At 66.8% G+C, this 22,012-nt stretch carries 24 protein-coding genes; 13 read left to right on the forward strand and 11 right to left on the reverse strand.

Translation table 11 applies throughout. The features are described 5' to 3' along the window. Positions 1–7: 7 nt before the first annotated feature. Complete coding sequence (gene def, locus CTR55_RS14495) at positions 8–514, reverse strand: peptide deformylase (protein ID WP_296287184.1); 507 nt, start codon at positions 512–514, stop codon at positions 8–10. Between the two features lie 137 nt (positions 515–651). Here def and CTR55_RS14500 point away from each other — a divergent pair, with 137 nt between their 5' ends. The 3 genes from CTR55_RS14500 to CTR55_RS14510 all read left to right on the forward strand — a co-directional run bounded on the left by CTR55_RS14500 (position 652) and on the right by CTR55_RS14510 (position 3,506). Beyond that, positions 652–1,677, forward strand: coding sequence for a LysM peptidoglycan-binding domain-containing protein (locus CTR55_RS14500; RefSeq protein ID WP_296287187.1), 1,026 nt, complete (start codon positions 652–654; stop codon positions 1,675–1,677). A 129-nt stretch (positions 1,678–1,806) separates the two neighbouring features. Continuing rightward, positions 1,807–2,907, forward strand: a complete 1,101-nt coding sequence (gene dprA, locus CTR55_RS14505; RefSeq protein ID WP_296287188.1) for a DNA-processing protein DprA — start codon at positions 1,807–1,809, stop codon at positions 2,905–2,907. Positions 2,908–2,948: 41 nt separating this feature from the next. Then, positions 2,949–3,506, forward strand: coding sequence for an L-threonylcarbamoyladenylate synthase (locus CTR55_RS14510; RefSeq protein ID WP_296287190.1), 558 nt, complete (start codon positions 2,949–2,951; stop codon positions 3,504–3,506). A 107-nt stretch (positions 3,507–3,613) separates the two neighbouring features. Here CTR55_RS14510 and CTR55_RS14515 read toward each other — a convergent pair whose 3' ends face one another. Continuing rightward, a complete protein-coding gene (locus tag CTR55_RS14515; protein WP_296287192.1) occupies positions 3,614–4,591 on the reverse strand; it encodes an NADPH:quinone reductase in 978 nt (325 codons plus the stop codon). A gap of 171 nt (positions 4,592–4,762) precedes the next feature. On the opposite strand from CTR55_RS14515, the gene hemF reads away from it, so the two are divergent. Further along, positions 4,763–5,677, forward strand: coding sequence for an oxygen-dependent coproporphyrinogen oxidase (hemF, locus tag CTR55_RS14520; RefSeq protein ID WP_296287193.1), 915 nt, complete (start codon positions 4,763–4,765; stop codon positions 5,675–5,677). Positions 5,678–5,841: 164 nt separating this feature from the next. Then, positions 5,842–6,663: a shikimate dehydrogenase gene (aroE, locus tag CTR55_RS14525; protein ID WP_296287195.1), complete on the forward strand. Its 822-nt coding sequence runs from the start codon at positions 5,842–5,844 to the stop codon at positions 6,661–6,663. Between the two features lie 166 nt (positions 6,664–6,829). Here the strand turns inward: aroE and CTR55_RS14530 are convergent, their stop codons facing one another. From CTR55_RS14530 to betC, 3 genes are read right to left on the reverse strand one after another with little or no spacing between them, the layout of a single operon-like run. Beyond that, positions 6,830–8,389 (reverse strand): SulP family inorganic anion transporter, encoded by a 1,560-nt coding sequence (locus CTR55_RS14530; RefSeq protein WP_296287197.1) that lies wholly within the window; start codon positions 8,387–8,389, stop codon positions 6,830–6,832. Positions 8,390–8,396: 7 nt separating this feature from the next. Next, positions 8,397–9,341 (reverse strand): choline ABC transporter substrate-binding protein, encoded by a 945-nt coding sequence (choX, locus tag CTR55_RS14535; protein ID WP_296287198.1) that lies wholly within the window; start codon positions 9,339–9,341, stop codon positions 8,397–8,399. A 30-nt stretch (positions 9,342–9,371) separates the two neighbouring features. Continuing rightward, positions 9,372–10,889, reverse strand: coding sequence for a choline-sulfatase (betC, locus tag CTR55_RS14540; RefSeq protein WP_296287199.1), 1,518 nt, complete (start codon positions 10,887–10,889; stop codon positions 9,372–9,374). Positions 10,890–11,018: 129 nt separating this feature from the next. Here betC and CTR55_RS14545 point away from each other — a divergent pair, with 129 nt between their 5' ends. Beyond that, positions 11,019–11,915: a LysR family transcriptional regulator gene (locus CTR55_RS14545; RefSeq protein WP_296287200.1), complete on the forward strand. Its 897-nt coding sequence runs from the start codon at positions 11,019–11,021 to the stop codon at positions 11,913–11,915. Next, on the forward strand, positions 11,912–12,244 hold the full coding sequence (locus CTR55_RS14550) for a DOPA 4,5-dioxygenase family protein (protein WP_296287202.1): 333 nt from the start codon (positions 11,912–11,914) through the stop codon (positions 12,242–12,244). Before CTR55_RS14545 ends, CTR55_RS14550 begins: the two co-directional genes overlap by 4 nt. Positions 12,245–12,305: 61 nt before the next feature. On the opposite strand, the gene CTR55_RS14555 is transcribed toward CTR55_RS14550, so the two are convergent. Then, the gene (locus CTR55_RS14555) at positions 12,306–12,623 is read right to left on the reverse strand and encodes an antibiotic biosynthesis monooxygenase family protein (protein WP_296287205.1); all 318 of its coding nucleotides are present in this window, start codon (positions 12,621–12,623) and stop codon (positions 12,306–12,308) included. A gap of 322 nt (positions 12,624–12,945) precedes the next feature. Here CTR55_RS14555 and CTR55_RS14560 point away from each other — a divergent pair, with 322 nt between their 5' ends. Further along, complete coding sequence (locus tag CTR55_RS14560) at positions 12,946–13,887, forward strand: AraC family transcriptional regulator (protein WP_296287208.1); 942 nt, start codon at positions 12,946–12,948, stop codon at positions 13,885–13,887. A gap of 118 nt (positions 13,888–14,005) precedes the next feature. Here CTR55_RS14560 and CTR55_RS14565 read toward each other — a convergent pair whose 3' ends face one another. Then, complete coding sequence (locus tag CTR55_RS14565) at positions 14,006–14,392, reverse strand: VOC family protein (protein ID WP_296287210.1); 387 nt, start codon at positions 14,390–14,392, stop codon at positions 14,006–14,008. Positions 14,393–14,582: 190 nt separating this feature from the next. Here CTR55_RS14565 and CTR55_RS14570 point away from each other — a divergent pair, with 190 nt between their 5' ends. Then, on the forward strand, positions 14,583–16,091 hold the full coding sequence (locus CTR55_RS14570; protein ID WP_296287212.1) for a YdgA family protein: 1,509 nt from the start codon (positions 14,583–14,585) through the stop codon (positions 16,089–16,091). A gap of 226 nt (positions 16,092–16,317) precedes the next feature. Here CTR55_RS14570 and trpA read toward each other — a convergent pair whose 3' ends face one another. Continuing rightward, the gene (gene trpA / locus CTR55_RS14575; protein ID WP_296287214.1) at positions 16,318–17,124 is read right to left on the reverse strand and encodes a tryptophan synthase subunit alpha; all 807 of its coding nucleotides are present in this window, start codon (positions 17,122–17,124) and stop codon (positions 16,318–16,320) included. After that, on the reverse strand, positions 17,121–18,329 hold the full coding sequence (gene trpB, locus CTR55_RS14580; RefSeq protein WP_296287216.1) for a tryptophan synthase subunit beta: 1,209 nt from the start codon (positions 18,327–18,329) through the stop codon (positions 17,121–17,123). The genes trpA and trpB overlap by 4 nt, the downstream gene beginning before the upstream one ends. Positions 18,330–18,611: 282 nt before the next feature. Here trpB and CTR55_RS14585 point away from each other — a divergent pair, with 282 nt between their 5' ends. The 4 genes from CTR55_RS14585 to CTR55_RS14600 all read left to right on the forward strand — a co-directional run bounded on the left by CTR55_RS14585 (position 18,612) and on the right by CTR55_RS14600 (position 20,944). Further along, on the forward strand, positions 18,612–19,508 hold the full coding sequence (locus tag CTR55_RS14585; protein ID WP_296287217.1) for a LysR family transcriptional regulator: 897 nt from the start codon (positions 18,612–18,614) through the stop codon (positions 19,506–19,508). Positions 19,509–19,610: 102 nt separating this feature from the next. After that, positions 19,611–19,826 (forward strand): dodecin, encoded by a 216-nt coding sequence (locus CTR55_RS14590; protein WP_152218804.1) that lies wholly within the window; start codon positions 19,611–19,613, stop codon positions 19,824–19,826. Positions 19,827–19,976: 150 nt separating this feature from the next. Further along, entirely contained in the window at positions 19,977–20,198 is a 222-nt protein-coding gene (locus CTR55_RS14595) for a DUF1161 domain-containing protein (protein WP_296287221.1), read from the forward strand. 509 nt (positions 20,199–20,707) lie between these two features. Beyond that, positions 20,708–20,944, forward strand: a complete 237-nt coding sequence (locus tag CTR55_RS14600) for a DUF1161 domain-containing protein (protein WP_296287984.1) — start codon at positions 20,708–20,710, stop codon at positions 20,942–20,944. Between the two features lie 126 nt (positions 20,945–21,070). On the opposite strand, the gene CTR55_RS14605 is transcribed toward CTR55_RS14600, so the two are convergent. Together CTR55_RS14605 and CTR55_RS14610 are read right to left on the reverse strand one after the other, a co-directional pair. After that, on the reverse strand, positions 21,071–21,511 hold the full coding sequence (locus CTR55_RS14605) for a hypothetical protein (protein WP_296287223.1): 441 nt from the start codon (positions 21,509–21,511) through the stop codon (positions 21,071–21,073). A gap of 43 nt (positions 21,512–21,554) precedes the next feature. Continuing rightward, the gene (locus CTR55_RS14610) at positions 21,555–21,971 is read right to left on the reverse strand and encodes a hypothetical protein (RefSeq protein ID WP_296287225.1); all 417 of its coding nucleotides are present in this window, start codon (positions 21,969–21,971) and stop codon (positions 21,555–21,557) included. Between the last annotated feature and the right edge of the window lie 41 nt (positions 21,972–22,012).

A 22,012-nucleotide genomic window follows, 5' to 3' on the forward strand; every position in this document is an offset into this window, starting at 1 on the left:
GATGGGGTTACGCCTGTTGCCGGTGCTGCTTTTCCAGCTTCTTGCGGATGCGGTCGCGCTTGAGGTTGGACAGGTAGTCGACGAACAGCTTGCCGTTGAGGTGGTCGCACTCATGCTGGATGCACACGGCGAGCAGGCCTTCGGCCTCTTCCTCGAACGGATTGCCATCGCGGTCCATGGCCTTGATCCGCACCTTCTGCGGGCGGTCTACATTCTCGTAGAAGCCCGGCACCGACAGGCAACCTTCCTGGTACTGGTCCATTTCCTCGGTGAGGAATTCGAACTCGGGGTTGATGTAGACCCGCGGTTCGGACTTGTCCTCGGACAGGTCCATCACCACGACGCGCTTGTGCACGTTGACCTGCGTTGCCGCCAGACCGATGCCGGGCGCCTCGTACATGGTTTCGAACATGTCGTCGATCAGCGTGCGCAGGGCGTCATCGAAGACCGTGACGGGCTTGGCGATGGTCCGCAGGCGCGGATCGGGGAATTCGAGAATGTTCAGAATGGCCATATACGTTTGTGATGCACTTGTGGAATAAAGTCAAAATCGGCTGCTAATATGCTGAGCAGCATCGAAAAACGCTGGAAAGCGCGGTAGGGGCGGCTTCCAGGCGTTTCATGTGTACACATAATAAAGGGATTCACCGCATGAGGAAAACACTACTCGCCCTGCTGCTGCTCGCCGCAGGCGGGGTGGCGCAGGCTGCCGTGCAGCTCAAGGAAGGCCATCCGGATCGCTATACCGTAGTGAAGGGCGACACCCTCTGGGACATCTCCGGCAAGTTCCTCAGCAAGCCGTGGAAGTGGCCGGAAATCTGGCACGTGAATCCGCAGATTCAGAACCCGCACCTGATCTATCCGGGTGACCAACTGAGCCTGGTGTACATCGATGGCCAGCCACGCCTGATGCTTAACCGTGGCGCGTCGCGCGGGACCATCAAGCTGTCGCCGCGGGTGCGCAGCACCCCGATCGCCGAGGCGATCCCGACCATTCCGCTGGACAAGATCAACGCGTTCCTGCTGTCCAACCGCATCGTCGACAGCGCTGACGACTTCTCCAACGCTCCCCATGTGGTCGCTGGCGACGAGGAGAGCGTGATCAGCGGTGCTGGCGACCGTGCCTATGCCCGCGGCAACTCGCTGTCGGAAGAGAACAGCTATGGCATCTTCCGCCAGGCCAAGGTCTACACCGACCCGGAAACCGACGAAGTCCTGGGCATCGACGCCATGGATGTCGGCGGCGCCAACGTGACGGCGAAGGAAGGCGACGTTGCCACCCTGCACCTGACCCGCACCACCCAGGAAGTGCGCCCGGGCGACCGCCTGTTCCCCACCGAGGAACGTGCGATCACCTCGACCTTCATGCCCAGCGAGCCGAACGCCCCGATCAAGGGCACCATCATCGACGTGCCGCGTGGCGTGACGCAGATCGGCAAGTACGATGTGGTGACCATCGACAAGGGCACCCGCGACGGCCTGGCCGAAGGCAACGTGCTGGCGATCTACAAGCTGGGCGAGACCGTGCGTGATCGCGTCAACGATGACATGGTGAAGATTCCGGACGAGCGTTCGGGCCTGGTGATGATCTTCCGCACCTACAACCGCCTGAGCTACGGGCTGGTGCTGACGGCCAGTCGCTCGCTCGAAGTCAACGACCGCGTCCTGAACCCCTGACGCGCGAGACTTGAAGAAAACCCCGCTTCGGCGGGGTTTTTTGTGGGCGTGATCCGGAACGGTCCGACAGCGAGGCCGCCGGTCGACGCGGCATAGTCCGAGCGTCACCCGTACGCCAAGGACTGCACCATGTTCGTTGACTCGCCCGCTTCCGTCTCCCCTGCCGAACTCGAGGCCCGCCTGCGCCTGCATGGCCTGCCCGAACTGGGGCCACGGCGTTTTCGACGCCTGCTGGAAGCCTTCGGTTCGGCCTCCTCGGCCCTCAGCGCGCCGGCAGCGGCCTGGCGTTCGCTGGGGCTGCCGGCCATTTGCGCAGAACCTCGCCGCGACGCCTCCATTCGCGAGCAGGCCGCCGAAGCGCTGCGCTGGCTGGAGTCGCCCGAGCATCATCTGGTCATGTGGGACGCACCGGGCTACCCCGCGCTGCTGGCGGAGCTGGACGATGCCCCGCCGCTGCTGTTCCTGGCGGGTGATCCGACGTTGCTGGAGCGCCCGCAGCTGGCGCTGGTGGGCAGCCGCCGCGCCAGCAAACCCGGGCTCGATACCGCGCGGGCCTTCGCCCGTAGCCTGGCCGGCGGTGGTTTCGTGATCACCAGCGGGTTGGCCCTGGGGATCGACGGCGCCGCCCATGAAGGCGCGCTGGAGAGTGGTGGGAAGACCGTCGCGGTGCTGGGAACGGGCCTGGAGCACCTCTACCCGCGTCGTCACCTCGGCCTGGCGCAGCGCATCGTCGAGCAGGGCGGCGCGCTGGTCTCCGAGTTCCCGCTGAACTGCGCGCCGCAGGCTTCGAACTTCCCCCGGCGCAACCGGATCATCAGCGGCCTCTCCCTGGGCACCCTGGTGGTGGAAGCCAGCCCCTCCAGCGGCTCGTTGATCACCGCGCGCCTGGCGGCCGAGCAGGGGCGCGAGGTCTATGCGATTCCCGGTTCGATCCATCATCCCGGCGCGCGCGGCTGTCACGAGCTGATCCGCCAGGGCGCGACGCTGGTGGAGACGGTCGAGCACATTCTCGAAGGCCTGCAGGGCTGGACGCAGGGCGCACCGACGCCGGCGCCTTCGCCGCCTTCCCACCCCCTGGTCGACCTGCTGCGTGCCGCCCCGCAGAGCAGCGAGCAGTTGGCGCTGAACAGCGGCCTGGAACTGCCGCAGGTGCTGGTGGCGCTCACCGACCTGGAGCTGGAGGGGCGGGTGGCCTGCGAGGCCGGCGTCTGGGTGCATCGTGCCCCCTGAGCACGTAAACTGCCGCGCATCCGAGCCTTGAGGAAGTCCCGATGTACAGCAACTGGCGTACCCAGCGCATGGCCCAGGTCGTGCGCGATGGCGGAGTGATCGCTTACCCGACCGAAGCCGTCTGGGGCCTGGGCTGCGACCCGTGGAGCGCGGACGCCGTGTACCGCCTGCTGGCGATCAAGGCCCGCCCGGTGGAAAAGGGCATGATCGTGGTGGCCGGCGACATCCGCCAGTTCGACTTTCTCCTCGAAGACCTGCCCGAAGCCTGGCAGGACAAGCTCGCCGCCAGTTGGCCCGGCCCGAATACCTGGCTGGTGCCGCACCAGGGCCGCCTGCCCGAGTGGGTGACTGGCGAGCACGACACCGTCGCCTTGCGCGTCACTGATCACCCGCTGGTGCGCGAGCTGTGCCGCTTCACCGGCCCGCTGATCTCCACGTCCGCCAACCCCGCCGGTCGCCCGGCCGCGCGCAGCCGCCTGCGCGTCGAGCAGTACTTCCGTGGCGAACTGGACGGCGTGCTCGGTGGCGCCCTGGGTGGGCGTCGCAACCCGAGCCTGATCCGCGATCTGCGCAGCGGCGAGACGGTACGCCCGTCGTAAGCCGGTTAACCGGGTGTCATGCGGTTCGCGAGCAAGCTCGCTCCTACGAAGAGCAATACCGTTACACCTGTAGGAGCGAGCTTGCTCGCGAACGCTCTTCTGTGGAATCAGGGAAGCAGAATGGTCGACCCGGTGGTGCGCCGCGCCGCCAGCTCGGTCTGCGCCTTGGCGGCGTCGGCCAGGGCGAAGCGCTGGTTGATCTCCACCTTCACCTTGCCACTGGTGATCATCCCGAACAGGTCGTCGGCCATGGCCTGCAGGCGCTCCGGCGTGCTCGCGTAACCGAACAGCGTCGGGCGGGTGACATAGAGCGAGCCCTTCTGCGACAGGATCCCCAGGTTCACCCCGTCCACCGGGCCGGAGGCGTTGCCGAAGCTCACCACCAGACCGCGCTGGGCGGTGCAGTCCAGCGAGGTCAGCCAGGTGTCCTTGCCTACCGAGTCGTAGACCACCGGGCATTTCTTCCCGTCAGTCAGCGCCAGCACGCGCTCCACCACGTTCTCGTGGCTGTAGTCGATGGTTGCCCAGGCACCATGGGATTTCGCCAGCTCGGCCTTGGCGGCCGAGCTCACCGTGCCGATCAGGTGCGCGCCGATGGCCTTGGCCCACTGGCAGGCGATCAGCCCGACGCCACCGGCGGCCGCGTGCCAGAGAATGGTCTGGCCCGGCTGCACGTTGTAGGTCTGGCGCAGCAGGTACTGCACGGTCAGGCCCTTGAGCATGACGGCGGCGGCCTGCTCGAAGGTGATCGCATCCGGCAGCTTCACCACGCTGGCGGCCGGCAGCACATGCTGCTCGCTGTAGGCGCCCAGCGGGCCGGTGGCATAGCCGACACGGTCACCGACCTTCACGCTGGTCACCGCGCTGCCGACCGCTTCCACCTCGCCGGCGCCCTCGGTGCCCACGCCTGAGGGCATGGCTGGCGCGGGGTACAGGCCGCTGCGGTAGTAGGTGTCGATGAAGTTCAGGCCGATAGCGCGGTTGCGCACTCGCACCTCGTTCGGGCCGGGCTCGGCCGGGGTGTAGTCGACGATCTCGAGGACTTCCGGGCCGCCGGTCTTGGCGAATTGAACACGCTTGGCCATGTCGCTCTCCTGATGGCGCGAGGCTCTGCCTCGCCGGGGAAAAGACTTTCATCCAAGCCGTACGCATCACGCCCGTCAAGACCAGCTTTGCCGGCGGCGATGGTATGCTTGACTCCCTTATTCCGCTCCGGCCCGCGCCACGCGTGGCTTTCCCGCTCCAAGGTGAATCTCGTGACCGATCGCATCGAGGCCGTGAAGGCCTACCTGCTCGACCTGCAAGACCGCATCTGTGCCGCACTCGAAGCCGAGGACGGCAGCGCCCGTTTCGTCGAGGACGCCTGGCAGCGGCCAGCGGGTGGCGGCGGTCGGACACGGGTGATCGGCGACGGCGCGCTGATCGAGAAGGGCGGCGTGAACTTCTCCCACGTCTTCGGTGCCGGCCTGCCGTCGAGCGCCAGCGCACACCGCCCGGAACTCGCCGGGCGTGGCTTCCAGGCGCTGGGCGTGTCGCTGGTGATCCACCCGACCAACCCGCACGTGCCGACCTCTCACGCCAACGTGCGCTTCTTCATCGCCGAGAAGGAAGGCGAGGAAGCGGTCTGGTGGTTCGGCGGCGGCTTCGACCTGACGCCCTACTACGCCCATGAGGAAGACTGCGTGCTCTGGCACCAGGTCGCCCGCGACGCCTGCGCGCCCTTCGGCGAGGACGTCTACCCGCGCTACAAGGAGTGGTGCGACCGCTACTTCCACATCAAGCACCGCAACGAGCCGCGCGGTGTCGGCGGCCTGTTCTTCGACGACCTGAACCAGTGGGACTTCGACACCAGCTTCGCCTTCCTGCGGGCCATCGGCGATGCCTACATCGACGCCTACCTGCCCATCGTGCGCAAGCGCAAGGACACCCCGTACACCGAGCAGCAGCGCGAGTTCCAGGCCTTCCGCCGCGGCCGCTACGTCGAGTTCAACCTGGTCTACGACCGCGGCACCCTGTTCGGCCTGCAGTCGGGCGGGCGCACCGAGTCGATCCTCATGTCGCTGCCGCCGCAGGTGCGCTGGGGCTACGACTGGAAACCGGAGCCGGGCAGCGAAGAGGCACGCCTGACCGAGTATTTCCTCACCGACCGGGACTGGCTGGCGCAGGCCTGACATTCCGCACCTCGGGCGGTTCGCGAGCAAGCTCGCTCCTACGAAAAGCCCGCGAGCCGGGCGGCTCTACGTAGGAGCGAGCTTGCTCGCGAAGATGGCTTGGCACCCAAACCGAAAAGTCGCAATCTCTGCGCCTTCTTGTATTTCACGCTTCAGGATTCTGAATGGACCGCTACTGCGTCTTCGGCAACCCCATCGGCCACAGCAAGTCGCCGCAGATCCACCGCCTGTTCGCCGAGCAGACCGGCCAGGCGCTGAGCTATGACGCGCGGCTGGCGCCGCTGGACGACTTCGCCGGGAACGCCCGCGAGTTCTTCGCCGAGGGCCTGGGCGGCAACGTCACCGTGCCGTTCAAGGAAGACGCCTACCGCCTGGCCACCGAGCTGAGCGAGCGCGCGCGCCGGGCCGGTGCGGTGAATACCCTGAAGAAGCTCGAAGGCGGCGGCCTGCTGGGCGACAACACCGACGGCGCCGGGCTGACCCGCGACCTCACGGTGAACCACGGCGTGGTGCTGCACGGTGCGCGGATTCTCGTGTTGGGTGCGGGGGGCGCCGTGCGCGGCATCCTCGAACCGTTCCTTGCCGAACAACCGGCGTGCATCGTCATCGCCAACCGCACGGCTTCGAAGGCCAAGCAGCTGGCCGCTGAGTTCAAGGACCTGGGCAACGTGCGTGGCGGCGGTTTCGATCTGAGCGACGAGCCCTTCGACCTGATCATCAACGGCACCTCGGCCTCGCTGGCCGGCGAGCTGCCGCCCGTCGACCCGGCGCTGATCCAGCCGGGGCATACCGTCTGCTACGACATGATGTACGGCAAGGACGTGACCGCCTTCAACCGCTGGGCCGCCGAGCACGGTGCGGCGCGCTGCATCGACGGGCTGGGCATGCTGGTCGAACAGGCGGCGGAAGCCTTCCTGCTGTGGCGCGGCGTGCGCCCGGATTCGGCGCCGGTGCTGGACGAGTTGCGGCGCCAGCTCAAGGGCTGATCGTTACCCAGGTTGCTTTTCGTAGGAGCGAGCTTGCTCGCGAATGGATTCCCCGGCGACGTCGGTGCCAAGCGATTCGCGAGCAAGCTCGCTCCTACAGGCAAGGTTTTTGCCGGCGTTCGATCCTACCCAGGCATTCACCACGCCTTTGGCGCGAGGCGGATGGTCACTCCTCGACCCGCAGCACCCCGCCCTTCCCCATCTGTTTCTCCAACTCCGCGCGCACCCGTGGCCGCGCGTTGCGCAGCACCAGGCTGCGACCCTCGCTGGCGAGGCGGCGGGCTTCCTGCTGGAGCATCTGCGCGCCGGCGAAATCGATGAAGTTCACGTGGTGGGCGTCCAGCACCAGGCGTTCGCCACGGCTGCGCTGCATCTGCTTCTGCAGATAGTCGCAGGCGCCGAAGAAGATCGAGCCTTCGATGCGCAGCACTTCCTCGTCCTCCTGCTCCCACTGCTGCACGCGCGGCTGCGAGGTGCGCTTGAGGTAGAAGAACAGCGAGGCCAGCACGCCGGCGTAGACGGCGTTCTGCAGCGGCAGCAGCAAGGTGGCGGCGAGGGTCAGCAACATCACCAGGGATTCCGCGCGGCTGCCTTTCCACAGCGCGCGCAGCGCCGGGCGGTCGACGAGGTTCCAGCAGATCAGCAGGATGCCGGCGGCCATGGCCGGCAGCGGGATATGGGTGATCAGGCTGGCGCCGGCCACCGCCAGCAGTGCGACCCACAGCGCCGAGAAAACCCCGGCCAGGGCTGTGCGCGCCCCCACTTCCTGGTTCAGCCCGGAGCGGGTGAAGGAGCCGGCGGACAGGGTGCCGGACAGCCACGGCCCGATCAGGTTGGACAGCCCCTGGGCGCGCACTTCCTGGTTGGCATCCAGCGTCTGGTGCGAGCGAGCGGCCAGGGCGCGGGCAATCGACAGGCTGGTGACCAGCCCGAGCATGCCGCAGGCGACGGCGGCGGGGAGCAACTGGGCGAGGGCGGACAGATCGAACGACAGTGGGCTGAGCGGCGGCAGTGCGCTGCGGAAGGCGGCCACCCTGGCGACCTCGGTAAAGCTCGCCGGTATCGCCCAGACCAGCGCGCTGGCGCCGATCAACCCGACCAGCAATGCCGGCCCGCGTCGCCACAGGCGTTTCACCATCAGGCTCAGCGCCAGGCTGAATAGTCCCACCAGCAACGATGGCCCATGGAACTGTGGCAGCTTCCACCAGAGCGCGGCGGCGCTGGTCAGCGCCGTGCCCTGCCCCACTGCAGCAATGCCGAGCAGGTAGGGCAACTGGCCGATCACGATTACCAGCGCGGCGCCGCAGGTGAATCCGAGCAGCACCGAGTGCGAAACGAAGTTCACCAGCACGCCGAAGCGCAGCATGCCCAGCAGCCACTGGAACAGCCCGGCGAGGAAGGTCAGCAACAGCGCGCAGTGGATGAACTGCGCGCTGCCCGGCGTTGCCAGCGGCGCGATGGTGGTGAACAGCACCACCGAGATCGCCGCCGTTGGCCCACCGACCATGTGTTTCGACGAACCCCACAGGCAGGCGATCAGCACCGGCAGCATCGCCGCGTAGAGCCCGTACTCCGCCGGCAGTCCGGCGATCAGCGCGTAAGCCATGGATTGCGGCAGCGCGAGCACCGCGCCGGAAAGGCCGACGCCGAGGTCGCGGCGCAGGTCGCGCCCAGTGACCTGGGGCAGCCAGGCGAGGAACGGCAGCAGGCGGATCAGGCGCTCCATCGACGGCCTACAGCTTGGCCTTCACGGCAGCCAGGGCGTCGCCGCCGTCGCGGGTCTTCACGCCTTGCAGCCAGGTGTCGAGGCTCTGCGGGTTGGCCTTGATCCAGGCTTTCACCGCGTCGGGGTTCTTCATGTTCTCGTCGGCCATGATGGCGTTCTCCATCTTCAGGTCGAAGGACAGGTTGGCCAGCAGCTTGCCGCTGTTCGGGCACTGCTCGGTGTAGCCGTTGCGGGTCACGGTGAACACGCTGCCGGTGCTGCCGAAGTATTTCTCGCCGCCGGTGAGGTACTTCATGTCGACCTTCACGTTCATCGGGTGCGGCGTCCAGCCGAGGAACACCACCCAGCGCTCGCGCTTCACCGCGCGGCCGACCTCGGCGAGCATCGCCTGCTCGCTGGATTCCACCAGCTTCCAGTCACCCAGGCCGAACTCGTCGCCGCTGATCATCTTCTGGATCGACTGGTTGGCCGGCGCGCCGGAGCCGATGCCGTAAACCTTCCTGTTGAATTGGTCCGCGTGCTGGTCGAGGTCCGCGAAGGTCTTCACCCCGGCGTTCCACACGTAGGTCGGCACCGCCAGGGTGAACTCGGTACCTTCCAGGTTCATCGCCAGCTGGGTGACCTGCTTGCTGGCGATGAACTGATCGAAGAAGCCCTGCTGCGCCGGCATCCAGTTGCCGAGGAAGGCGTCCACCTGGCCGTCGCGCAGGCCGCCGTAGGTAATGGGTACGGACAATGTGTCGATCTTCACGGTGTAGCCCAGGCCTTCGAGAAGGAAGGCAGCGATGCCGTTGGTGACGGCGATGTCGGTCCAGCCCGGATCGGCCAGCTTCACCGTACTGCAGGCTTCGTCTTCGGCCCAGGCCAGCGGGCCGCCCAGCGCGAGCGCGCCGGCCAGCAACAGCGTTGATGCGTCTTTTCTGGTGAATGGTCGTACGGTGAACTTGCTCATGCTCCCTTCCCCTTCGGCTTGTTGTGGTTGTTATGTCGGTTGCGGATAGCGGGCGCGGCGCTCCAGATCGTCGAGGTCGATGTGGTTGCGCATGTACTGCTGGCTGGCGTCGACCAAGGGTTGGTGATCCCAGCTTTTCAGCGTGCCGTGGCTCAGCGCGTCGGCCACCAGCCGGCGGCGGCGCTGGCTGGCCAGTACCTGCCGGGTGATGGCTGGCACATCCCAGCGCGCGCGGGCTTCACCCAGCAGGTCGCGTACCCGGTTGGCGTGGGCTGGAGAATCCATGAGGTTCTCCAGCTCGCGCGGGTCGCTGGCGACATTGAACAGCAGGCACGGGTCCTGCTCGGAGTAGATGAACTTGAAGTCACCGCGTCGGATCATCATCAGCGGGCTGACGGTGCCCTCGGCGGTGTATTCGCCGATCACTTCGTCGTGGCCGCCAGTGCCTTGCAGGTGCGGCAGCAGTGAGCGGCCGTCGAGGTCGACGCCAGGTTCGACCTGCCCACCGGCCAGCTCGACGAGGGTCGGCAGCAGGTCGACGGTGGACACCGACTGGCTGACCCGATGTGCGGCGAAACGCTTGGGCGCGTGCACCAGCAGCGGCACGCGGGCGGCCATCTCGAACCAGTGCATCTTGTACCAGAGGCCGCGCTCGCCAAGCATGTCGCCGTGGTCGCCGGAGAACAGGATCAGGGTGTCCTCGGACAGGCCGCAATCCTCCAGGGTGCGCAGCAGCGCGCCGATCTGCGCGTCGACATAGCTGCACGCGCCGAAGTAGGCGCGGCGGGCGGCGCGCACTTTCTCTTCGGGCATTTCCTGGCCCCACAGGTCAATCACCTTGAGCAGCCGCTGCGAGTGCGGGTCCTGCTCGCCCTGGGCGATCTTCACCGAGGGCAGCGGGATGTCCTCGTCACGGTACAGGTCCCAGTACTCGCGCGGGATGGTGTAGGGGTCGTGCGGGTGGGTCATGGACACGGTGAGGCAGAACGGCTGCTCGGGGTGTTCGCGCACGTGGTCGTAGAGGTACTGGCGCGCCTTGAACACCACTTCCTCGTCGAAGTCGAGCTGGTTGGTGCGCACGCACGGGCCGGCCTGCAGCACCGAGGACATGTTGTGGTACCAGCTCGGGCGCACCTCCGGCTCGTCCCAGTTCACCGCCCAGCCGTAGTCGGCCGGGTAGATGTCGCTGGTCAGGCGCTCCTCGTAGCCGTGCAGCTGGTCCGGGCCGCAGAAGTGCATCTTGCCCGACAGCGCGGTGCGGTAGCCCAGGCGGCGCAGGTAGTGCGCGTAGGTGGGGATGTCGGCGGCAAAATCCGCGGCGTTGTCCCAGGCGCCGATCTTCGTCGGCAGTTGGCCGCTGACCAGGGTGAAGCGCGAGGGCGCACAGAGCGGGCTGTTGCAGTAGGCCGAGTCGAACACCACGCCTTCGCTGGCAAGGCGCGAGAGGTTGGGCAGCCGGATCGGCGACTGGGCGTCGTAGAAGGGCAGGAGCGGCGCGGCCATCTGGTCGGCCATGATGAAGAGGATGTTCGGGCGCTGGCGCTTCATGGCGTTGGGCTTATCCTGTTGGCGCTGTTATGGGATGCTGGGCAGTACGAGTCTGTTGGCTACTGGATAGGGGGTAAAGCGCATGGCGCGGCATGCTTCGGATAACACTGGCTTATGCGAGAGCGAGCCATGAGCGTGCCGCTGGAACTGCTGCGCGTGTTCGAGTCCGCCGCCCGCCTGCTCAGCTTCACCGCCGCCGCCGGCGAGCTGGGCACCACCCAGCCGGCGGTCAGCCAGCAGATCAAGCGCCTGGAGAAACTCCTCGCCGTGCGCCTGTTCGACCGCATCCACCGGGGCATCGCCCTCACCGAAAGTGGACAGGTGCTGCAGCAGCACGTTCAGGCCGGGTTGGAGAGCATCGACGCCGGTATCGCCGCGGTCACCGCCAAACATCCCCACGAGGTGCTGCAGGTCGCCACCGACTTCGCCTTCGCCGCGTACTGGCTGATGCCGCGCCTGCCGCGATTCCGCCAGGCGCATCCGGAGCTGGACGTCGGCCTGATCAGCAGCGACCGCAGCCCGATTGCCCTGCGCAGCGACATCGACGTGGCCATCGCCTTCGGCGACGGGCGCTTCAAGCATGGCGAGGCACTTCGCCTGTTCAGCGAGGAAGTCTTCCCGGTGTGCAGCCCGCGCCTGCTCGAAGGTCGCGAGCGGCCGCTGTCGCCCCAGGCGCTCACCGAACTGCCCTTGCTGCACCTCAATCCCGAGGCCTCCAGCCGCTGGTTCGATTGGCCCGGCGTCTACCGCGCGCTGGGTATCGCAGGCGCGCCGGCGCCGGCCGGGCTGCGCTTTGACAACTACACCCTGCTGATCCAGGCGGCCATCGCCGGGCAGGGTGTGGCCATCGGCTGGCGGCATCTGGTCGACGAACTGCTGGAACAGGGGTTACTGTGCCGGCCCCTTGCCGGATCGCTGCAATCGCGCTTCGGCTATTACGCTGTGCTGCCCGAGCGCAAACGGCGCATGCGCCTGGTGCAGCGTTTCGTCGACTGGCTGCAGGCGGAACTGGAGCAGGACCGATGAGCGAGATTCAGGACTTCCACGCCCACGTCTATTTCGACGCCGGGAGCATCGAGCGCGCCCGCGCGCTGTGCGAGGAGGCGGCGCGCCGTTTCGGCGCGAAGATGGGCCGTGTGCACGAACGGCCGGTCGGCCCGCACCCGGACTGGAGCTGCCAGCTGGCCTTCGACAACGCCACCTTCGGCACCCTGGTGCCCTGGCTGGCGCTGAACCGCGACGGCCTGGTGGTCCTGGTCCACCCCAACACCGGCAACGACTTGCGCGATCACCGCGACTACGCCATGTGGCTGGGCGAAGTGCGGCCGCTGGACCTCTCGCCGTTCACGAGCTGATGGCACCACCGTACCTTCACCCTGGGCTGGAGCCGGCTTGAAAGCCCCGTATCTGAAAAGCTCAGGCCACCTTTCCGGTGGCCTGATCGAGGGATTCCACTATGCCGCCGCTGAGGCTTCGGCAGTGGCATAAAAGCACTTCGCCGAGCAGCTGCAACGAGGGTGTGGCGAAGTAGTCGAGCAGCGCTTCCTCGTCCTTCCAGCTGCCCTGCAGCAGCCACGGCTGACCGTTCTCACGGGCCACCAGCTGGCAGCGCAGGCATCCCGGCGCGCGGCGCGCGCCGTCGACCAGGTTGTCGATCAACGCGCCCAGTTCCGCCTCGTGCCCCAGCCGGGGGTGGATCTGCAATTCGTGTTCGATGGGTGTTTGCCAGTGCATGTCCTGTCCTCCGCGTTCCAGGAAGAAGCCCGAGGTGGCTCCTCGGACGACTGACAGGAAGGTTACGGCGCGGCCGGGGCCGGGCGTTATCCGGATGCTGCTGTCTTCTTGCCTGATCCTGCGTGACCTTCGCCGCGCTCTGAAACCGGGTGTTTCCGCGCCGTTTCCAGCCCTTGCACCGCTACGGTGCGCGACCCGATGCCGGAATGGCTTGTCCATTCCTGCCGATTGCTTGCCTGATCCTCCAGCGGCTGCCTTACTGTCACACGCGTGCATGCGCCGTGGGCGTAAGCTTCGTGCGCCGCCACTGGAGGTCCTGTGCATGTCCCAGTCCGTTCCCGCCTTTGATCCGATTGCCGCCGGCCGCCAGGAGCTGGCCGACATCATCCAGCGCCACTGCCAGGGTGAAGGTCTCTTCGAAACCGCCATCGATTCGCTGCTGGTCGCGCGCGGCGACTGCCCCAACGAAGGGCGCATGCCGACGCTCTACCGCCCGGCCCTGTGCGTGATCGCCCAGGGCTGCAAGGAAGTGCGCCTGGGTAGCGAGGTCTATCGCTACGACGAACTCAACCTGCTGGTGGTGTCGGTGACGCTGCCGGTCTCCGGCCAGGTGATCGAGGCCTCGCCGGACAGGCCCTACCTGTCCATCCGCCTGGACATCGACCCCGGCGAGCTGACCCGGCTGATTGCCGAGGCCGGCCTCGTCGGCAGCGCGCCGCGCCCGGCCAGCCGTGGCATCTACCTGCAGCGCGTGGACTGCACCGTGCTCGACGCCCTGCTGCGGCTGATGCGCCTGCTGGACACCCCGCGCGACATCGAGATGCTGGCGCCGCTGTTCGTCCGCGAAATCCTCTATCGCCTGCTGCGCGGCCCGCAGGGCCACCTGCTGCACGACCTGGCGATGACCGACAGCCAGACCCACCGCGTCACCCGCGCCATCGAGTGGCTCAACCGCAACTACGACAAGTCCCTGCGCATCGAGGACCTGGCCCGCGAGGTGAACCTCAGCGTGTCCACCCTGCACCACCGCTTCAAGGAAGTGACCGCGCTGAGCCCGCTGCAGTACCAGAAGCAGCTGCGCCTGCAGGAGGCGCGGCGGCTGATGCTGTCAGAGGGGCTGGAAGTGGCGGTGGCCGGGCATCGTGTCGGCTACGAGAGCCCGTCGCAGTTCAGCCGCGAATACAGCCGCCTGTTCGGCGCGCCGCCGCTGCGCGACCTGGCGAGCCTGCGCGGGGCTCTGGGCAGCGAGGCGGTGCCGGCCTGACGCCTGCGCCAGTTGTCCGGTTCCTTTGCCGTACGGTTCGCGAGCAAGCTCGCTCCTACAGGCAGGGCACAGACCGTAGGATGGGTATCGCTTCGCTCCACGCCATCCTACGAAAGCATCAGCGCTCGTAAAGCTCCAGCGGCAGGTCGTCCGGGTCGGCGAAGAAGGTGAAGCGCTTGCCGGTCAGCTCGTCGTCGCGGATCGGCTCGCAGGTCACGCCGTGGCTCTGCAGGTGCGCCACGGCGCTTTCCAGGTCGTCCACGGCGAACGCCAGGTGGCGCAGCCCCTGCGCCTCGGGATAGGACGGCCGCGCAGGCGCACCGGGGAAGGAGAACAGCTCCAGCTGCGCATCCCCCAGCGCCAGGTCGAGCTTCCAGGAGTCGCGCGCGGCGCGGTAGGTCTCGGCGAGCACCTTCAGGCCCAACACCTGGGTGTAGAAGTGCTTCGAACGCGGGTAGTCCGAGCAGATCAGGGCGACGTGGTGGAGGCTGTGCAGCAGGGCCATGGCGTAGGCATCGTTTGCAGAATGGGTGCTCTATCCTGCCAGCGACGCCCGGCAGGTCAATGCTGGCGCTGTGAAGCCGGTCGCGGACGGTGCTGGAGTGATGGCAGTGCGCCTGCTAGCATCCCGCCGCCCACTCCCATAAACGGTCGACAGGACGTCTCCCGTACGGCCGCACCTGAAAGGACTCAGCATGAAGAAGACCGCCCTGGCCATCGCCATTCCCGTTGTCATCGTCGGCGCCGCCGCTGCCGGCGCCTGGTACACCGGCAGCCGCGTCGAGCAGGAAGTGAACCGCGGCATCACCGAAGCCAACGAACTGTTCAAGCAGGAAGCCCCCGGCCTGGGCGCCTACCTGACCCTGGTGGACATCCAGCGCGGCCTGTTCTCCAGCTCCGCGCGCTACAACCTGACCTTCACCGGCAAGGAAGGCGAGGAGCCGCAGACCCTGGTCTTCACCGATCGTCTGGAGCACGGCCCCTTCCCGGCCTCGCGCCTGGCTTCCGGCAAGCTGGCGCCGGTCATGGCGCAGAGCCATTTCGCCCTGGAGCAGAACGAGCTCACCGCTCCGCTGTTCACCGCCGCCGGCGGCAAGGCCCCGCTCTCGGGCGAGCTGACTATCCACTACGACCAGAAGCAGGAAGGCAGCGTCGAAACTGCCGCCCTGGAGTTTGCCAAGGACAGCGACAAGCTGCGCCTGTCCCCGGCCAAGGTGACCTTCAGCGTTTCCAGTGACAGGAAGAACGTGACCGCCGCGGGCAACCTCGCCGAGATCGACCTCGACTTCACCGACGAGAACAGCGGCCAGCCGGCGCGCGTGCAACTGCGCGACCTGGGCATGCAGGGCGACAAGAAGGAAAACGCCAACGGCTTCGCCCTGGGCCCCAGCTCCGCCACCATCAAGAGCCTGCACATCCAGTCCTCGGGCGCGCCGGAAGTCGAGCTGCGTGACGCCGTGGTCGAGGAAGTGCTCAAGCAGGGCGGCAAGGGCCTGGACCAGAGCATCTCCTACCGCATCGGCAAGGTCGTGGTGCAGGGCCGGGAAATCGGCGGCGTGAAGCTCGACCTGAGCCTGCGCAATCTCGATGAAGGCGTGCTCAAGACCTTCAAGGAGTCCTACAACAAGATGGCCCTGGACAGCCTGGAAAGCACCGAGCTGACCCCGGCGCAGGAGGAGGAGCTCAAGCGCCTCGGCCTGGCCCTGCTGGAAGGCTCGCCGGTGCTGTCGCTGGACGAGCTGTCGCTGCAGACCCCCCATGGTGTGGCCAAGGCCTCCCTGTCGGTCGACCTGCGCAAGCCCAACGCCGCAGCGGCGACTCCCGATGAAATGGCCCGCAGCATCCTGGCCGCGCTCAAGGCCGACCTGAAGGTGGACAAGGCGGTGATCGGCGACATCGTCGCCCTGCAGGGTTCGCTGGGGGGCGAAGCCGCTGGCAGCGTCGACCCGGTGGCGCTCAAGCAGCAGTCCGATGCGATGACCGACCTGTTCAGCGGCATGGCCCTGAACTCGCAGTGGGCGGTGCTCGACGGCAACGCGCTGTCCAGTTCGCTGGCCTACGCCAACGACCAGGTGAAGTTCAACGGCAAGGACATGAGCGTGCCGGAATTCATGGCCTTCGCCATGGGCTCGGCACAAGGCCTGGGCCTGGGTGGCGGCGCCGCTGGCGTGGCAGAAGAGCCGCAGGAAGAAAGCGTGGAATAAGCCGCGCCTGCAACGAAAAAGCCCGGCATTCGCCGGGCTTTTTTCTGGGTGCTGACCTTGTAGGAGCGAGCTTGCTCGCGAACCCGCCCAACATCGAAGCTGCCGGCGAGATCTGTTCGCGAGCAAGCTCGCTCCTACAGAAAGATGATCGAGCGTCGCCGCTATCAGTACGTAGGATGGATATCGCTTCGCTTCACGCCATCCTGCGCGGAGCGGATCGAGGCTATCATCGAGCGTTGCGCACGCCCTCGGCTAGCTGGCGGCACAGGCCGAGCACGCTCTGCACCGCGTCGGCGGAGCTGGTGGCTTCGGCGATCTTGTCGATCAGCGCCGAGCCCACCACCACGCCATCGGCCAGGCGGGCGATGCTCGCCGCGTGTTCCGGGGTGCGGATGCCGAAGCCGATGGACACTGGCAGGTCGGTGTGGCGACGCAGGCGTGCCACGGCTTCCTCGACGTGGTCCAGGGTCGCCGCGCCGGCGCCGGTCACACCGGCCACCGAGACGTAGTAGACGAAGCCCGAGCTGCCGTTGAGGACGGTCGGCAGGCGCTGGTCGTCGGTGGTCGGGGTGGTCAGGCGGATGAAGTCGATGCCCGCGGCCTGGGCCGGGTGGCAGAGGTCTTCGTTGTGCTCGGGCGGCAGGTCCACCACGATCAGGCCGTCGACGCCGGCCTCTTTCGCGTCGGCGATGAACTTGTCCACGCCGTAGTAGTGGATCGGGTTGAAATAGCCCATCAACACCAGCGGCGTGGTGGTGTTGTCCTGGCGGAATTCGCGAACCATCTTCAGCGTCTTGACCAGGTTCTGGCCGTTGCCCAGGGCGCGGATGTTGGCCAGCTGGATCGCCGGGCCGTCGGCCATCGGGTCGGTGAACGGCATGCCCAGTTCGATCACGTCGGCGCCGGCTTCGGGCAGGCCCTTGAGGATGTCCAGCGAGGTCGAGTAGCCCGGATCGCCAGCGGTGATGAAGGTCACCAGGGCGGCGCGGTTCTGCTCTTTGAGTTCGGCGAAGCGGGTCTGCAGGCGGCTCATGCTTGCGGCTCCTGTTGCATGTGGTGCATGACGGTCTGCATGTCCTTGTCGCCACGACCGGACAGGTTCACCACCATGATGTGGTCCTTGGGCAGGCTCGGCGCGCGCTTGAAGACTTCGGCCAGCGCGTGGGAGGACTCCAGCGCCGGGATGATGCCTTCCAGGCGGCAGCACTGGTGGAAGGCGTCGAGGGCTTCGTGGTCGGTGATCGAGGTGTACTCGACGCGGCCGATGTCATGCAGCCAGGCGTGTTCCGGGCCGATGCCGGGGTAGTCCAGGCCGGCGGAGATGGAGTGCGCGTCGATGATCTGGCCGTCCTCGTCCTGCAACAGGAAAGTGCGGTTGCCGTGCAGCACGCCCGGTACGCCGCCGTTCAGGCTGGCGGCGTGCTTGCCGGTCTCGATGCCGTGGCCGGCAGCTTCGACGCCGATGATCTTCACGCTGGCGTCATCGAGGAACGGGTGGAACAGGCCCATGGCGTTGGAGCCGCCGCCGATGCAGGCCACCAGCGAATCGGGCAGGCGCCCTTCCTTCTCGGCCAGCTGTTCGCGGGTTTCCTTGCCGATCACCGCCTGGAAGTCGCGGACCATCGCCGGGTACGGGTGCGGGCCGGCCACGGTGCCGATCAGGTAGAAGGTGTTGTGCACGTTGGTCACCCAGTCGCGCAGCGCTTCGTTCATCGCGTCCTTCAGGGTGCCGGTGCCGGAGACCACCGGGATCACCTCGGCGCCCAGCAGCTTCATGCGGAACACGTTGGCCTGCTGGCGATCGATGTCGGTGGTGCCCATGAAGATCACGCATTCCATGCCGAAACGCGCGGCCACGGTGGCGGTCGCCACGCCGTGCATGCCGGCGCCGGTCTCGGCGATGATGCGTTTCTTGCCCATGCGCTTGGCCAGGAGGATCTGGCCGATGCAGTTGTTGATCTTGTGCGCGCCGGTGTGGTTCAGCTCTTCGCGCTTCAGGTAAATCTTCGCGCCGCCGCAGTGCTCGGTCAGGCGCTCGGCGAAGTACAGCGGGCTCGGGCGGCCGACGTAGTCGCTCTGGAAGTAGGCGAGCTCCTTCTGGAACTCCGGATCGTCCTTGGCCTTCTCGTACTCGCGGGCCAGGTCGTGGATCAGCGGCATCAGGGTCTCGGCGACGTATTGGCCGCCGAAGCTGCCGAACAGGCCTTTGGCGTCTGGACCGGTGCGCAGTGTGGACATGGGAAGGCTCCTTGGGTCTCTTGGCGGCAAGGCCCTGGGGCACTGCCGCGTGAATTTTCGTAGGGCGCATAACGCGCCGGCGTTATCCGCCGCGAATGGCTTGGCGGATAACCTGTTCCAGGTTATGCGCCCTACGGCGTGGGTCGTGAAGCAGGTGCCGGCTGGGGGCGATCGCGGACAGAGTCCGCTCCTACGAATGAGCATCAGGATACGGCTGTGTGAGGACGGGGAAAAGCGATAAGATCGCCACAACCTGTAAGGAAAACTCACGGATTGATCGCCATGAGCCGAGACCTTCCGCCACTCAATGCCCTGCGTGCCTTCGAAGCTGCCGCCCGCCTGCGCGGCATGAGCGCAGCGGCCGACGAGCTGAGCGTCACCCACGGGGCGATCAGCCGGCAGATTCGGCTGCTGGAAGAAGAGCTGGGCGTGACCCTGTTCGTCAAGGAAGGGCGCGGCGTAAAACTCACCGATGCCGGCGTTCGCCTGAGCGAGGTGGCCAGCGACTCCTTCGAGCGCCTGCGCGCCGTCTGCGCCGAGCTTCGGCGTCAGGCCGGCGGCGACGCGCCCTTCGTCCTGGGTTGCCCCGGCAGTTTGCTCGCCCGCTGGTTCATCCCGCGCCTGGATCGCCTGAACCGCGACCTGCCGGACCTGCGCCTGCAACTTTCCGCCAGCGACGGCGACCTCGACCCGCGCCGTGGCGGGCTCGACGCCACCCTGTGTTTCGCCGCGCCGCCGTGGCCGGCGGACATGCGCGTGCTGGAACTGGCGGTGGAAAGCATCGGCCCGGTGCTCAGCCCGCGTTCGGCGCGCTTCGAGCAACTGCGCGAGGCGCCGGCCGAGGCGCTGCTGGGCGAAGCGCTGCTGCACACCGTGTCGCGTCCGCAAGCCTGGCCGGAATGGGCGGCGCGCCACGGCCTGGACCCTGCGCGCCTGACGCTCGGCCAGGGCTTCGAGCACCTCTATTACCTGCTGGAAGCCGCCGTGGCCGGCCTGGGCGTGGCCATCGCCCCGCAGCAACTGGTGGCCGACGACCTCGCCGCCGGTCGCTTGGCCGCGCCCTGGGGCTTCGTCGAAACCACCGAGCGGCTGGCGCTGTGGGTGCCCGAACGCCGTGCCGACCCGCGCGCCGAGCGCCTGGCGCGCTGGCTGCAGGCCGAGCTGAACGGCCGGGCGTAAAGTCTGAACCGGGCCGTTTGCCCTGGGTCAACCCCTCTACTACTGTCCATTAGGCACGCTGGCATTTTGCTTGTGCGGCGCCATGAGCTGAGGAGAGAGGCTATGTCCAATCACCACACCTACAAGAAGATCGAGCTGGTCGGCTCCTCGCGCACCAGCATCGAGGATGCGATCAACAACGCCCTGGCCGAAGCGGCCAAGAGCATCGACTTCCTGGAGTGGTTCGAGGTGGTGGATACCCGTGGGCACATCGAGAATGGCGCCGTGGGGCATTACCAGGTGACCATCAAGGTCGGCTTCAAGATCGCCAACAGCTAGATCGCGAACGGCGCGAGCTTTTTTTGTCACGCGGCTCTTTTGTCACGCGCCTTCTCCATGTTGGCGTGGCGTGTGGTCGTGCGTACCGGGGTAGCCCGGTTTTCCGGCCCGTTCGGGCCTTTTCCTGTGAACGACGAGGGAGCGTTACCGATGAAGAAGTTTCTGATCGCTGTGGGGGTCTTCGCCCTGGCTGGCAATGCCTTTGCCGCCGGCAAGCCGTGCGAAGAGCTGAAGTCGGAAATCGAGGCGAAGATCAAGGCCAAGGGCGTGGCCTCCTTCAACCTGGAGGTCGTCGACAAGGGTAGCGCGGGCGGCAAGCAAGTCGTCGGCACCTGCGAAGGCGGCACCAAGGAAATCGTCTATTCGAAGTGATTCCCGGCGACCGCCGGCAGGCCGGGTACCCACGAGGGGCCCGGCCTTTTTCATGGTTTTTGGGGCGGGCTTTTTGTAGGAGCGAGCTTGCTTGCGAACCTCTCGCCTCCGATCTTATCGAGCTTTACAGGCACAAGCGGACCCAGCCTGCAACCGGGCTCCGCTCATACTGAAATCACGGCGGAGCACGAACGTAGGATGGGTGGAGCTTGCGATATCCATGCTGCCCTGCGCACTCCCATCGATGGGTATCGCTGCGCTCCACCCATCCTACGAAAGCGTTTTCCCGCAGCAGCAAAGTGCGGTGCGCGAGCGTTCTGAGGGCCGGAACTTGCCCTGAAAGGCGTAAACCTATTTCAGGGCAAGACAATCGAAGCTGCTCACCGCACGCATCACCCTCGACGCCACTCTCGAATGAGCCTGCGCGGCACTCTGTCCGGCGGCTGCGGTCCACCGTTAGGATAGAGCGCCCCGGCGTGGGGCTTTGACGAGGGACTGTGATGACGACGATGAAGTGGGCCGTAGCGACGGGCGTGGCGCTCCTGCTGGCGAGCGGCGCGAGCTGGTCGGCAGTGAAGCCGTGCGAGGAGCTCAAGGCCGAGATCGAGACCAAGATCCAGGCCGCCGGAGTGACCTCCTACACCCTGGAGATCGTGGACAAGGCCGAGGTGAAGGACCCGAGCATGGTGGTCGGCACCTGCGACAACGGCAAGCGGCGGATCATCTACCAGAAGAATGACGGCTGAGTTCGCGCCAGGCTTCGTGATCGCGTAGGAGCGGACTCCGTCCGCGATGAGTTCCGCGCGCGCCTGAGGCCAATCGCGGACAAAGTCCGCTCCTACGAAACCCTCGGCTGTGCAGTGTTGCTGCCGCTAGAACGGCCCGCAGCGCACCGCGCCCTGGAAGTCCGTCTTCGCTACCAGCTTGCCGTCACTGTCGGTCAGCAATGCCAGGGCGCTGCGCAATTGCGGGCGCAGCTCCAGCCGGTAGCGCTGGCCGGCGGCGAAATCGTCGTAGGTCACCTTGACCCGGCAGGTCAGCTCCGAAGGGTCGGTCATCTGGCCCATGCCGCCGCCGCTGGAAACCTCGTACTGGAAGCGCACCACCAGCTCGTGGCGTCCCGGTGTCACCTGGTAGAAGCGCCCGTCGTTCACCGATTTGCCGTCGAGGCGCTCGGCCATCAGGGTCTTGCCCGGCGTGGTGTAGAGGTCGACCCAGGCCATCTGCGGGTCGTGGGCCGGCAGCGGGCTGGCGCAGCCGCCCAGCAGGGCGAAGCTCAGGGGAAGGAAGCCGGGCAGGTAACGCGGGCGCATGGAAGTTCACCGTGGGATGGGCTCATCCCACAGCATACCCCGCTCAGGCTTTCGCGCAGCCCCGTTCGCGGCCGCGGGCGATCTCACCGCCCTGGGCGTCGTAGAGCTTGGCCCAGGGGCGGAAGCCGATGCTGCCGGTCTCCAGGCGATAGCGCTGGCCGGCGCTGAAATCCTTGTACTGCACGGTCATCTCGCAATCACGCCACAGCGCCTCGTCCACCGGGCCGATGTCCCCCGGTTCGACCTGGAACTGGAAGCGCACGCGCAACTCATGGGAGCCCGGGTCGACCTCGAAGTAGCGGGTACTGGGCCACTCCTTGCTGTCCACTTGCAGGGCCGCCAGGTCGCTCTGGCTGTTGGTGTTCAGGTCGACCCAGGCGCGGTTCGGGTCCGGCTGGGGCATCAGCATGGAACAGCCGCTCAGGGCGAGCAGGCCGGCAGGTAGGAGAAGGGTGCGCATCGGGGTGGCTCCTGGGTCGAGTGGGGCGGCAGCGAGCGGAG

It is taken from the genome of Pseudomonas sp., from assembly GCF_002796985.1.
Classification (GTDB): domain Bacteria; phylum Pseudomonadota; class Gammaproteobacteria; order Pseudomonadales; family Pseudomonadaceae; genus Pseudomonas.

What these genes read in the sequence shown, in the direction of transcription:
- dprA (WP_296287188.1), top strand. Translation starts at nt 1,807, where the DNA reads ATGTTCGTTGACTCGCCCGCTTCCGTCTCCCCTGCCGAACTCGAGGCC.
- CTR55_RS14565 (WP_296287210.1), bottom strand. Translation starts at nt 14,392, where the DNA reads ATGGCCCTGCTGCACAGCCTCCACCACGTCGCCCTGATCTGCTCGGAC.
- CTR55_RS14590 (WP_152218804.1), top strand. Translation starts at nt 19,611, where the DNA reads ATGTCCAATCACCACACCTACAAGAAGATCGAGCTGGTCGGCTCCTCG.
- aroE (WP_296287195.1), top strand. Translation starts at nt 5,842, where the DNA reads ATGGACCGCTACTGCGTCTTCGGCAACCCCATCGGCCACAGCAAGTCG.
- CTR55_RS14570 (WP_296287212.1), top strand. Translation starts at nt 14,583, where the DNA reads ATGAAGAAGACCGCCCTGGCCATCGCCATTCCCGTTGTCATCGTCGGC.
- CTR55_RS14600 (WP_296287984.1), top strand. Translation starts at nt 20,708, where the DNA reads ATGAAGTGGGCCGTAGCGACGGGCGTGGCGCTCCTGCTGGCGAGCGGC.
- trpB (WP_296287216.1), bottom strand. Translation starts at nt 18,329, where the DNA reads ATGTCCACACTGCGCACCGGTCCAGACGCCAAAGGCCTGTTCGGCAGC.
- CTR55_RS14510 (WP_296287190.1), top strand. Translation starts at nt 2,949, where the DNA reads ATGTACAGCAACTGGCGTACCCAGCGCATGGCCCAGGTCGTGCGCGAT.
- CTR55_RS14595 (WP_296287221.1), top strand. Translation starts at nt 19,977, where the DNA reads ATGAAGAAGTTTCTGATCGCTGTGGGGGTCTTCGCCCTGGCTGGCAAT.
- CTR55_RS14530 (WP_296287197.1), bottom strand. Translation starts at nt 8,389, where the DNA reads ATGGAGCGCCTGATCCGCCTGCTGCCGTTCCTCGCCTGGCTGCCCCAG.
- CTR55_RS14500 (WP_296287187.1), top strand. Translation starts at nt 652, where the DNA reads ATGAGGAAAACACTACTCGCCCTGCTGCTGCTCGCCGCAGGCGGGGTG.
- CTR55_RS14555 (WP_296287205.1), bottom strand. Translation starts at nt 12,623, where the DNA reads ATGCACTGGCAAACACCCATCGAACACGAATTGCAGATCCACCCCCGG.
- CTR55_RS14610 (WP_296287225.1), bottom strand. Translation starts at nt 21,971, where the DNA reads ATGCGCACCCTTCTCCTACCTGCCGGCCTGCTCGCCCTGAGCGGCTGT.
- CTR55_RS14585 (WP_296287217.1), top strand. Translation starts at nt 18,612, where the DNA reads ATGAGCCGAGACCTTCCGCCACTCAATGCCCTGCGTGCCTTCGAAGCT.
- CTR55_RS14545 (WP_296287200.1), top strand. Translation starts at nt 11,019, where the DNA reads ATGAGCGTGCCGCTGGAACTGCTGCGCGTGTTCGAGTCCGCCGCCCGC.
- betC (WP_296287199.1), bottom strand. Translation starts at nt 10,889, where the DNA reads ATGAAGCGCCAGCGCCCGAACATCCTCTTCATCATGGCCGACCAGATG.
- CTR55_RS14605 (WP_296287223.1), bottom strand. Translation starts at nt 21,511, where the DNA reads ATGCGCCCGCGTTACCTGCCCGGCTTCCTTCCCCTGAGCTTCGCCCTG.
- trpA (WP_296287214.1), bottom strand. Translation starts at nt 17,124, where the DNA reads ATGAGCCGCCTGCAGACCCGCTTCGCCGAACTCAAAGAGCAGAACCGC.
- def (WP_296287184.1), bottom strand. Translation starts at nt 514, where the DNA reads ATGGCCATTCTGAACATTCTCGAATTCCCCGATCCGCGCCTGCGGACC.
- choX (WP_296287198.1), bottom strand. Translation starts at nt 9,341, where the DNA reads ATGAGCAAGTTCACCGTACGACCATTCACCAGAAAAGACGCATCAACG.
- CTR55_RS14515 (WP_296287192.1), bottom strand. Translation starts at nt 4,591, where the DNA reads ATGGCCAAGCGTGTTCAATTCGCCAAGACCGGCGGCCCGGAAGTCCTC.
- CTR55_RS14550 (WP_296287202.1), top strand. Translation starts at nt 11,912, where the DNA reads ATGAGCGAGATTCAGGACTTCCACGCCCACGTCTATTTCGACGCCGGG.
- CTR55_RS14560 (WP_296287208.1), top strand. Translation starts at nt 12,946, where the DNA reads ATGTCCCAGTCCGTTCCCGCCTTTGATCCGATTGCCGCCGGCCGCCAG.